Source organism: Bradyrhizobium australafricanum (assembly GCF_020329495.1).
In the GTDB taxonomy this organism is placed as follows: Bacteria; Pseudomonadota; Alphaproteobacteria; order Rhizobiales; family Xanthobacteraceae; genus Bradyrhizobium; species Bradyrhizobium australafricanum.
This window is the reverse complement of sequence record NZ_JAGKJL010000037.1, coordinates 84,884-94,899: the sequence shown is the minus strand read 5'-3', so window position 1 is coordinate 94,899 and position 10,016 is coordinate 84,884. Positions and strand designations below refer to the sequence as shown.

The 10,016-nt window shown below is 60.3% G+C and carries 13 protein-coding genes, 1 tRNA gene and 1 pseudogene; 4 read left to right on the top strand and 11 right to left on the bottom strand.

Annotation, left to right across the window (positions count from 1 at the left end):
* Window positions 1–139: 139 nt before the first annotated feature.
* The 9 genes from J6525_RS28770 to J6525_RS28730 all read right to left on the bottom strand — a co-directional run bounded on the left by J6525_RS28770 (window position 140) and on the right by J6525_RS28730 (window position 6,850).
* Entirely contained in the window at window positions 140–334 is a 195-nt protein-coding gene (locus J6525_RS28770) for a hypothetical protein (protein ID WP_225647169.1), read from the bottom strand.
* 332 nt (window positions 335–666) lie between these two features.
* Entirely contained in the window at window positions 667–1,401 is a 735-nt protein-coding gene (locus J6525_RS28765) for a hypothetical protein (protein WP_225647168.1), read from the bottom strand.
* A 4-nt stretch (window positions 1,402–1,405) separates the two neighbouring features.
* Window positions 1,406–2,923 (bottom strand): terminase large subunit domain-containing protein, encoded by a 1,518-nt coding sequence (locus J6525_RS28760; RefSeq protein ID WP_225647167.1) that lies wholly within the window; start codon window positions 2,921–2,923, stop codon window positions 1,406–1,408.
* A 6-nt stretch (window positions 2,924–2,929) separates the two neighbouring features.
* Entirely contained in the window at window positions 2,930–3,205 is a 276-nt protein-coding gene (locus J6525_RS28755; protein ID WP_225647166.1) for a hypothetical protein, read from the bottom strand.
* 248 nt (window positions 3,206–3,453) lie between these two features.
* The gene (locus J6525_RS28750; protein ID WP_225647165.1) at window positions 3,454–3,852 is read right to left on the bottom strand and encodes a DUF5615 family PIN-like protein; all 399 of its coding nucleotides are present in this window, start codon (window positions 3,850–3,852) and stop codon (window positions 3,454–3,456) included.
* On the bottom strand, window positions 3,852–4,496 hold the full coding sequence (locus tag J6525_RS28745; RefSeq protein WP_225647164.1) for a DUF433 domain-containing protein: 645 nt from the start codon (window positions 4,494–4,496) through the stop codon (window positions 3,852–3,854). Before J6525_RS28745 ends, J6525_RS28750 begins: the two co-directional genes overlap by 1 nt.
* Before the next feature lie 50 nt (window positions 4,497–4,546).
* Complete coding sequence (locus J6525_RS28740) at window positions 4,547–5,134, bottom strand: recombinase family protein (RefSeq protein WP_225647163.1); 588 nt, start codon at window positions 5,132–5,134, stop codon at window positions 4,547–4,549.
* A 976-nt stretch (window positions 5,135–6,110) separates the two neighbouring features.
* Window positions 6,111–6,653 (bottom strand): hypothetical protein, encoded by a 543-nt coding sequence (locus J6525_RS28735; protein WP_225647162.1) that lies wholly within the window; start codon window positions 6,651–6,653, stop codon window positions 6,111–6,113.
* Complete coding sequence (locus J6525_RS28730) at window positions 6,650–6,850, bottom strand: hypothetical protein (protein WP_225647161.1); 201 nt, start codon at window positions 6,848–6,850, stop codon at window positions 6,650–6,652. The genes J6525_RS28735 and J6525_RS28730 overlap by 4 nt, the downstream gene beginning before the upstream one ends.
* Window positions 6,851–7,047: 197 nt before the next feature.
* Here J6525_RS28730 and J6525_RS28725 point away from each other — a divergent pair.
* Window positions 7,048–7,118: transfer RNA gene (locus tag J6525_RS28725), tRNA-Arg, on the top strand.
* 48 nt (window positions 7,119–7,166) lie between these two features.
* Here the strand turns inward: J6525_RS28725 and J6525_RS28720 are convergent.
* Together J6525_RS28720 and J6525_RS28715 are read right to left on the bottom strand one after the other, a co-directional pair.
* Window positions 7,167–7,688 carry a methyltransferase family protein gene (locus J6525_RS28720; protein WP_092079309.1) on the bottom strand — a complete coding sequence of 174 codons (522 nt, stop codon included), beginning with the start codon at window positions 7,686–7,688 and terminating at the stop codon, window positions 7,167–7,169.
* A 259-nt stretch (window positions 7,689–7,947) separates the two neighbouring features.
* A pseudogene (locus J6525_RS28715) lies at window positions 7,948–8,273 on the bottom strand (recombinase family protein); the annotation flags it as partial.
* Between the two features lie 225 nt (window positions 8,274–8,498).
* Between J6525_RS28715 and J6525_RS28710 the strand changes: the two are divergent.
* Genes J6525_RS28710 through J6525_RS28700 form a run of 3 tightly spaced genes read left to right on the top strand, consistent with a single transcriptional unit; the run spans window position 8,499 to window position 10,007 of the window.
* On the top strand, window positions 8,499–9,308 hold the full coding sequence (locus tag J6525_RS28710; RefSeq protein WP_225647160.1) for a sterol desaturase family protein: 810 nt from the start codon (window positions 8,499–8,501) through the stop codon (window positions 9,306–9,308).
* Complete coding sequence (locus J6525_RS28705; RefSeq protein ID WP_225161514.1) at window positions 9,295–9,582, top strand: DUF5658 family protein; 288 nt, start codon at window positions 9,295–9,297, stop codon at window positions 9,580–9,582. Before J6525_RS28710 ends, J6525_RS28705 begins: the two co-directional genes overlap by 14 nt.
* 50 nt (window positions 9,583–9,632) lie before the next feature.
* Window positions 9,633–10,007, top strand: coding sequence for a hypothetical protein (locus tag J6525_RS28700; protein ID WP_016848121.1), 375 nt, complete (start codon window positions 9,633–9,635; stop codon window positions 10,005–10,007).
* The last annotated feature ends 9 nt before the right edge of the window (window positions 10,008–10,016 follow it).

Genomic DNA, 10,016 nt, shown 5'->3' with positions numbered 1-10,016 from the left:
AGTGTCCCACCAGCTCCGTCGCTCAGCACCGGCATTGCAGAGAACGGCCCGGTCCCAGTCCCGCTCTCGTCCCATTCTCGGCCGCTGAAGGAGCCAGCGCTTCCGTCTTTATATGGCTTCGTGGTTGCTGCGCCGCTCATTATCGAACCCTGTGGTGATGAACAAAGCTATTGTAGAATTTTGCGAAGTCGTGGGAGTACGTGACCGCATCCGGATCATAGTTACCGGGCGTGTAGATCGTTCCGACCCGAATAGTTGTCGGCGGCTGACCACTGCTCGAGCCGATGTTGCCCGGCTCGAAAATCGAGTTGATGCAATTGTCGAGTGTCGGCATTTGCTAATTCTCTCCTGATACGGGCACCGGACCCCAGCATCCCGCCGGGGTCCGGTTTCGCGCTCGATGACGGGGTGGGATTATGCCCCGCCAGTTCGCAAGGTTTTCGCCGGAAGTTCGGCGGTGATAGTGGGCCTCGGCCCAGCAGGGCGCGGTGCAGCTTGCTGCGCGATGCCGGCCTTGACGCTAGCCTCTGTGGCGCTAGCGAGGGCTTCGGCGGCGGCTCGCTGGTCTACTCCGGGAGGAAGTGCTTTCGGGATTGTCATTTGTTGTCCTTTGTTGTGTTTGCTTCGCCGCCGGTACATCCGCGGTCAGCGAAAGTGTTTCGCGCTCTATGCGATCTTCTTGTCGCCAGCAGATGAGACGAGTTGCGGCGCAGGTTGCAGCTCCTTCGTCACTTCCGCGGCGACGACGGAGGCGGCCTTGCGGGCGTCGTTGATTGCTCCCTCGATATCGTCCAGTTCTTCAATCTGGGGGCCAAACTGCGATTGCGTCGCCAGCTGCTCAAGATGCTTTCGAAGCAGCGAGTCTATGTTGGAAACCATGTACGGCGGACTCTCGAGCGCGGCCTGCACGAACACTGGATCGGGATTTGGTCCGGCGAGGACGTTGACCAGATCGCGGCGCGACATGCCTCGCAGGATGGTCCTGGCCTCCATCTTCTTCAGGGTTGTCACTGCGTCGTCGGACGTGGCCGCAATCGGCTTGATGCCGGCGCGGCGCTCCCGGACATGCTGCTGCGCACTGTCCAGTTCGGCCCGAGCGCGATCGAGCGCGGGCTTGACGGAAGTCTCTGCGAACTGCCGCAACTCATCCCGGATACCAGCTGGCGTGAAACGGCCGGAGGCGACAAGCTCATCCTTTTTCGCCCGGAGACGATCAGCCGCTTTCACACTTGCGTCGTAAACATTTGCCTCCAGGTTTTGGAGGACGGCATTCTGCGAGCTGTCCCAAGCCCACATGCCGACGCGCGGGCCGTTGACGTACTCTATTTTGTCGCCACGCTTCGTTCCGTAAAGCTGTGCCCGGCCGCGCCAAGCACTGGAATTCTCAATCCGCAATCCCATCTCGTTACCTCATTGCTGTTGCATAACCGCCGGCGAGTTCGCCTTCGGTGATTGGTCCATCAAACCGACTTGGATTCTTGCGGTTGATCGGCTGACCGCTCCAGCTGTACATGGCGGGGTAGACCGGCTGATGCCGCGCACTCGTCAAATAGACCACGCAGCCGGCGACACTGTTTACGACGTCGTCCTTGCCGCCCGGCGGATGGTCGATGCTGTCACGGCCTCCGCGTGCTGTGCGCCGCTCGAGGCTAAGCAATTGCGTCGTCAGTCGGCGATTGTCGAGCAAGTCCACCTCGCCGCTGTTGAGCCGTGGCAGAAGGTCGCGGTAGATCTCCGACTTCGAGAGATCGGCCGCTTTGTACTCGATGCCGGCCTTTTTGAAGCTCTGGGAAACCCACTCGGCTCCATATCTATCGCCACGAACACTGCGAATTGCGTAGCTCTTCAGCAGAGTGGCAAACTCGGCAACGGCGTCATCCGGGCTAAACGGCGCGCGGATTTCGCGTACCGCGTCGAGCACCGCAATTGAGCGCTTCTTATCTTCTGAAAGTTGGCTATGCCCGATTGCCAAAGTCATCGAGTCAGACGAGCCGCCGGACGGATCGACAAAAGCAGAGTACTTCACGCCGTCGACGCGCGGACGCTCCAGCACATCGGGCGATGTGCAAGCATCCACCGCCTCCTGGCTGACAAAGGCGCTGACGTCGTTTCTAAACTCAGCCATCCACTCTGCAGAAGCCGCAGCTGGATCTTCCGCCATTGCCTCGTCGATAATCGTCTGAGGGATGGTCGGATTGAGCACGCGCGTTGGTGCTTTGACGACAAGGGTCTTGCTCGCCTTACCGAAGTGATCCCGGAATTTGCTGAACAGAAGCCCCGATCGCCGATAAGGCGAAGAGATGCCGATAACCAGAGAGTTGGGAATGCTCGCAAGGCCAGGCTTGATGGCGTTGAAAGTCTCGACGTCGGGATTTGCCGAGCTCTCGTCACGCCAGAAGGCGGTTTCGTCGAGGATCGCCGCGAGGATCGGCCGGCCGCGAACGCTCCGGAAGCTGTTCGTCGCCACCGCAATATCAACGCCGTTGCTAAGCTCGAAACCGGTCTGTGTCTCCCGTTCGATCATCCCAGCGAACAGGTCGATCTGCTCGAAGTAGCCCTTGATATAGTTCAAGCAGATCCTGGCCTGATCGCGATCACAGGCGAGCGACATCACCAGCGGTCTCTCGCCCGGCCGGAGCTTGTCCTGGCCAGAAAAGGTCGCTGCGATGTAAGCCGCGATAAAGCTCGCGATCGAGTCCTTGCCCCCTCGACGTCCGACGATTGCCCACATCTCGCGGCTCGGCTCGGCGGGCGGATCACGTTCGCTGACCGTTCTGAAGAATGCGCGCTCATCGTCCGTCATCGGCACGGCGAACATGCCTTTTAGGACCGTGCGCCATCCGTCCCAGCTCTCGCCCTGAAACCAGGGCCCGAACCATTCCGGGTCTGTCATTGCTTCGACAATATTGGGCGGAGCGCTCAAGGCGTCTTAGGCCCCCGCACGTTCGGCCGCGCGCTGGCGGAGCCGGTCCTGCAGCGTCGGCGGAGGTCGCTTGCGCTTAGAAGCGCTCTCGGCAATGTCGGCCAGGATCCGGCGAGAGGCGCCCGCGATCCTGATTACCTCATCGTTGGCGACCGCCTCGCCCCGAACGATGGCGGCCTGCAATTGCTCACCACGGAGCGTGAGACCGGCAGCCTGCCGGATCATGCCCGTCTCTATCTCGGTCAGTTCGCCGCCAAGTTCGGAGGCGAAGGCGTCGCACAAGTCGCGGAAACGCCGGGCGTCACGCGATCGTCCATCAACGTTTTCAAGTAGCCGCGTCCCGTTCGAAATCTTCGAACGAGATGTAGGGCAGCGGGTAGCAATGGCATTGCGAACATCGTGCATCCGCTAGAAATGACACGTATCCGCGCGCACGCAATGTCGCGACGTCGTCAGAGAGTGGCGCGAAATCGTGTTTGGCGGTTACTGGCGTGCAGCGACTGGGGAGTGACGTTCAAGAATATTTTCGTTCACCTGAACGAACGGATGACCTGGTTGCTTATCTCGACGAAGATTCGTCGACCTTCCTTGCCTTGGGAGATGTTCCACTCATGCTCAATGAGTGACATCGCCTCGCGGACGCGCCTGGCGGCGTCAGGTTCGGAGCAGGAAAGCTTAATAAGACCAACCCGGAGATACTTTGACGTCCCGATGCCGTGCCCCTGCGCGATGCGCTTCATATCGCCATCAAGCGCTACCAGGATAGCATCGTTGATATCCGCGATTGTGCAGACCAAGTGATCAGAAGATCCGCGGGATAGCATTTTGTTCAAAAAGGCAACGTGGTGACCGGCTTCCATGAATGCACGGCCAACTGAATCCGGTACGCCTTCATCGAGAAACAGCCTCAATGACGGCCGAGCCGTCATCAGGCCGCCAAGCCGTTTTTGCCGTGCCGTTTAGCGGCCTCAATGTCCGCTTCGGTCAGGCTCGGGTATTCTTTCAAAATATCGGCGGTGGAGTATCCGGCCTCGACGAAATGCAGAATGGTCGCGACCCGGATGCGCGTTCCTGAAATCACGGGCGCTTGATGGGACACGTAGCGGTGCTTTTCCACTTGTCCGATCTGCGCCGGCTGTCGCTCGCGTAACAGCTCCGCCTCGCGTCGAACGTCTTCCATGACGCTCTTTATCGGGAGCATGGCGTACTGACGATCGACCACGCCCCTGATCTTGCCGGTGTCCGGCTCCCTGAATTGGACTTGCTTGTTCCAGACGTACAGCGTCAGCTCGGCCCAAGGTGCCGTACTGTGGGCCGAAAGCTCCCGTGCGACCGTCTGCAGATGGGGCAGCGAGCATTTGTACTGGCTCTTGAGCACGCTGAGAGTCCGCAGGCCGACGACGTCCTTGAACGAATAGATCCGCGAATACGGAGAGCGCCGGTCGTCCGCGGCGTACTGGGGCTCGAAGAAGCCGAGCTTGTCCCAATAGGCGAGCTGCCGCATCGTCAGGCCCGTGAGTTTCACGACCTGATCGGCACTGAAGGCACTGACGACGTTCGTTATCTCGCTCATTGTCTGCCGATCGTAACACACGAAAGTAAACGCACTACACTACCTATGATTTAGGCCGGGCTCGCCAGCACACGCTGGACAACGCTGGTCCCAACCTCGAGCGTCCGACCGATCTTCAGGATACCCATTCCCTCGGCCTTTAGAGCCCGAATGCGGGCCTCTACGGCAGGCTTGACCGGACGGCGGCCCAGCTTCACACCCCGCGCCCGCGCCCTCGCCAGGCCTGCGTTGACGCGCTCCCGGATCATGCCGCGCTCGAACTCGGCGAACACGCCCAGCATCTGAAACATGGCACGGCCGGAAGGCGTGCTGGTGTCCAGGGCTTGCTGGTGCAGATACAGGTCACAGTGAAGCGCCTGCAGCTCGCTCAGGAAGCCAACCAGATCCTGCAGGCTGCGGCCGAGACGGTCCACCGACCAGGCCGCGATCATGTCCACCTTGCGCGCGGTGGCGTCCTTCAGCAGCCGATCGAAGCCAGGACGCTTGTCCCTGCCCTTGGCGCCGCTGATGCCGGCGTCCTCATAGACACCCACGAGCTCCCAGCCTGATCGAGCGGCCACGGCCTCGAGCTCGCGGCGCTGGTTCTCGGTGGTCTGGCTGTCAGTCGAAACACGAAGATAGATGCCGACGCGCTTCATGTTGATTTCCCCTGCCTCAATGACAGGAATCATACGCCAACCTATACGGAAATCAACTGTCTAACGTATATGTGATGACGATCGAAAAACCCTAGCAAAATGGGCCTTCCGCTAGCGTCGATTTCAGCCGGGATTTCCGTATGGCCGGTGAGCCCTCGATCTACTGCTGTCCAAAGTAGATGCAATTGCATGTTTTTATTCACGCGTCCGTGTTCGCGCACGGCTGGCTATATCGAGCAATGCTTCATTCAAAGCCGCCTTGGTGACGATCGGCATATTCCACCGCACTGGCTTTCCCACTTCGAAGTCGCCGCGATTGCACCTGGCTCTTGCCGTCTCGGCCGTGACGCCCAAGTAGCCGCCGATCTGATCCCAACCGATCAGCACCGGGCAGTCTGGATCCGGAAGTCTAGTTTCGCTCATCTGTCCCGCTCTGCTTCAGGCATGCCTCCGACCCTTTCCTCCCATGAGATAGGCTGGCTGGCCTGCTACATGGTCCCTGACGATGGGAAGCCCCTGGGGGCCGAGTACTTGGCTGTCCTTGGCCGCCCTGATGGTTGGCCCGTCACGTTGTCCCCGTGACGTCTCCGGCGATTTTTCGAGGCTTCGCCACTCTGATGTCGGTCGCGGTGGTCATCCGCTCGACGGCATCAGCGCCATTCGCCCTTCGGGGTTTGCCCGATCTCAGTGGTCGCGGGTGTTATGGGTCACACTTGCCCGCACTAATTCCGATCGCCCCTGGTGGGCGTGTAGCGTCCGGCTCGCTGCCGCGGGTTTGAGAGCTGCGGCGCTCTGCGGTCATTCATCGCGGCACAAAGATGCAAATTTGCATCTTAATCGCCGGCAACGAGATCATGGCCGATCTCGACTCGTCGCTATTCTCGCGACGGTCAGTCGTGGTTCATTGACGGCAGCGGGAGCATCCGAGCAGACCTGCCATCGCAGGCGCCACGGCCAACCGAACGCGGTGGTTCGATCAGCGCGCGAGCGCCAATTCCTGCGTGTCCTCCTGAAACAGCGGGGGCGATGTCACGGTGTCACGCTCAGCTGTCACGCTCTTGCCGTGACGGAGCTTTTCGCGCCTACGCCGTTGCCGCTCCGCAGCTGTCCGGTCCTTACGAATTTTCGGATCGATCCGACAATCTGAGTTGGACTCATCATCCTTCTGTCGGGCCTCGAACCTGGCGAACTCCGCCTCGGCGCTTGCCCAATTGATATCCGGGCGAGACGCCTTCATTTGCTCAGCCCGTGAGGGACGGGCCGGCAACTCGACGTCCTCGTAAGACAAGCCGCCGCAGTTTCTGACGAACTCGATATTGTCGAGGCCTGCAGCCTCCAGAACCGCCTTGCAGAGGCTAAGCGCGTTGCTGGGGTCGAAGAAAACCCAGACATCTTCGTCCGGATCTAGGGACCCCTCCTGCCGAATAACGACCTGGCCGCGATCGTTCGTGAACACCGCGGTCCGGGGCTGATGCTCGAGCACCACATCGGGCCCATTCCAATCGAAGTCGCCGCTCATCGCTGCACCTCGCCAAAAACGAGGGGGGCGATGGTCGAAGCCATTTCGAAGCTGACAGCATGACGGCGAGTTAATCGTCGGGCTTGCAGGTCGTAGAGCGAGGGCGTAGAGTCCGAAATCATCGAAGCGCCAGCCAGATGAATTTTCGGAGCCCCGCACGCCGCCAGCGTCGCGGGGTTTTCCTTATAGAGCTCCATTTATGCGGCGACCCCCGTTTCCAGGAAGGCCACCGCTGCCGCGGCTTGGCGGGTAGGGAAGGGGCCCGGCGCATCGTCGCCGACGCCGAGCTGATAGCGCCCGTCGTCGCGTTCAATGACCAGAAAATGGTTTGCAAAAGACGGTGTAAGCCTTTGATACCGAGGGGGGCCGTAACGGCTCGGTTTGCAAGATCTCAGCGTCTTTTCAACGAACTGGATTAGACTACGAATCTGAGGGTCGGACGTTCGAATCGTTCCGGGCGCGCCATTTTACGACAGGGCACGGTACCACGCCCCTCCCCCGGCGGCGCCCGCGTCACGAATGATTCCGGCGTGGTGCGGCTCGCCGGGGCGTGAGCCGCGGAATCCAGCGCGGGACATTGGCCCGGAAATCCTCGTACTCCGTTCCGAACATACGAACGAGCGCCGGCTCCTCGTACCCCACGACAAACGCGTGGAAGGCGAGCCACACCAACACACCGTACCCAAGAAGGCGCTGGTCGCCGAACAAGACCGCTTGGCCCAGAATGACGGCGACAAGGGCAACGTAAATAGGATTGCGCACATAGCGATAGAGACCCGTCACCACGAGGTTCTGCGTCGGTGCGATCGGCGCCGGCGTGCCCAATCCTTGCAGCGCAAAGCGTGCAAACGAGTCGACAAGCCCGGGTAGACCGGCGACGATCAACAGGATCCCGACGGCGCGCGTCGCGTCGAGATCGAAGAAGGGCGGCCGAAACTCCCAACGCGTAATCCACCAGGGAACGAGCCCCGCCACCGAGCTGGGCGCAACCGCAAAGAAGAGGGCAGAGCCCAATACCGCGATCGTTTTCGGCATGGCACCTCCTTCCCGTCCTGTCGCAAGGCGGTCGGCAAAATTGAACCGTTGCATCATAGCGCCACGGCGAAACACGTAGTGCCCATCTTCATCGGCGACGGCGCGCCATTCACGCAAGCTCCCATTGGTTCGGGCAGCTGATGCGTGCTCGTCTTCAGTAGAACATCCCCAGACACTTCTGGATCGATTGCGTTCCACTGCACTCACATAGCCCGTGGTCGCAGTTGGAGGGCGCTGTGGGTGTCATTGGCTTCCCTCCTCAATCCTCAAGAGCCCGGTAAAGCGACGCGCGGCCAATCTTGAGCGCCTTCGCGATAGCGGACGCTCCCATGCCTTCAGCTTTGAGCGCCTTCACTTTGGCGGTGTCGATGGACGCTTTGTGGCCTTGGTAGACCCCGCGTGCCTTGGCCTCCGCAATACTCTCAAGCTGCCGCTCTTTGCGGAGGTTGGTCTCGAACTCGGTGAACACACCGAGCATGTCCAGGAAGCACTTGCCCGCTGCCGTGCTGGTATCGATGGGGTGCTCTGCATAGCCCCCCTCAGGGATGCACGACGCGCCTTCACGGTGCGCACAATGTCCTGCAGGCGCGCGCTGAGCTCACTTCAGCCGGCTGTCGCCGCACCGGATCGGGGACTCGCCGGAAAAATGCGCCCGCGCGGGTCAAAATCGGGCCGAAGGCGAGGGCCGCCCCGTAAAAACCCTGCTTGCCCTCGCCGGGGCGTTGAGAAAAAATAAGCTTTTTTAGCTTATAGGCACAGAAATGTTTTTATTCTTATTGTCTGTCCTTTTGAGCCGGCGAGTCATCCCTCATGCAGAGTGACATCGCAAACGCCGTATTTTATGCGGCCGTGTTTCTGGGCATCGTCTACACCAGTCGCATCCTGGAAAAAAGATGGCCGATTGCGGACGTTCCCTACGCCGAGTTTCGTGATGATTGGCTCGCGGTGATCGTGAGCCTCGGGTTGTCGTCCATGCTCGCTCCGATCGCGGCGATCACCGCGGGCAAAATTGCGAGCTATACCGGTCTCGGTTGGATCAAGCTGCCGACCGACGGTTACTGGTGGTACGTCTCACTCGCAATCATCGTGGTTGCATTCGATCTCTACAAGTACACATACCATCGCCTTCAACATGCGATCCCCTTTCTATGGGCGATGCATTCCTTCCATCACAGCGCGAACGGCGTCACGTTCATTACCGGCGGCCGGCATTTCTGGCTGGAGAGGGTGTTGTCCGACGCCTTTCTTCCGATCATGGCGATCCTGTTCCGCATCCCGCCGGACATGGTGATAGCGGTGGGATTTATCTTCTTCATGCCCGATGCGTGTGCCCATCTCAACGTCCGCATTCCGCTCGGTCGGTATGTGACATGGATCAACAATCCGCAATGGCACCGGATCCATCATTCGGTCCTTCCCGAGCACAGGGACAAAAACTTCGCTGCCTGCTTTCCGTTTCTCGACATTCTGTTCGGCACGGCCTGGATACCGGAGCCGGGCGAATATCCTGCAACGGGCCTCGTGCCGGCTGAGCGCGTGGACATCATCAACAGTGTGATCTGGCCAATCCGGCATCTTCGGCATTACTGGCATCGGGAGTCTCGGAATGAATTGGGTTAAGGGTCTTTTGGTGCTCCTCGCCCTGCTGCTGGGTTACGCCGACCTTGAGTCGACGAATGTGATCCTGAGTCTCGGATTGGGTGAGTTGAACCCGTTCATGCATCTGGCGCAGACGTGGTTCGGCGTCTGGTGGCTGGTGCCCAAGCTTGGCTTGACGTTCGTGGTCACGTGGCTGCTTTGGCGGAGCAACAACGTTTACAACATCGCTCTCGTCGTCGCGTTCTGCTCCACGCCTGTCCTGAACAATCTCGTCATCATCGCGGGCACGAACTGAATCAATCCCTTCGCCGGTTGCCGCAACCAGCGACGTCAGGAGGATCAGTGATGTCGGACAGGTTCGTCGTCGCCTGCATGGTCTGGTGTGCGCTGATCCTGGGGGCTCCGGGGGCGACCGTGCACGCGCAGACGCCGTCGAACTGCAAGGAGCCGCAGACCGGCACCAGCCGCGTCCCGATGCTGTCGCCGCCGCTGGCCAATGTGGTGACGGGCACGGGTCGGCTGCAATTCTACTCGGCGCCGAATCTGCACTGTCCGATCCGCGGCGTGTTCGTCATTCCAAATGACGCACTGATCGCGTATGCGCAAACCAGGGATGGCTGGTCGTCGGTGATGTACCTCAATCCGGGGACGGGCAACGACGTCTCGGGTTGGGTGAGGTCGGCGAGGCTGAAGGTGACCGGAACCGTCGGACCGAAGTAGCGTGCGACC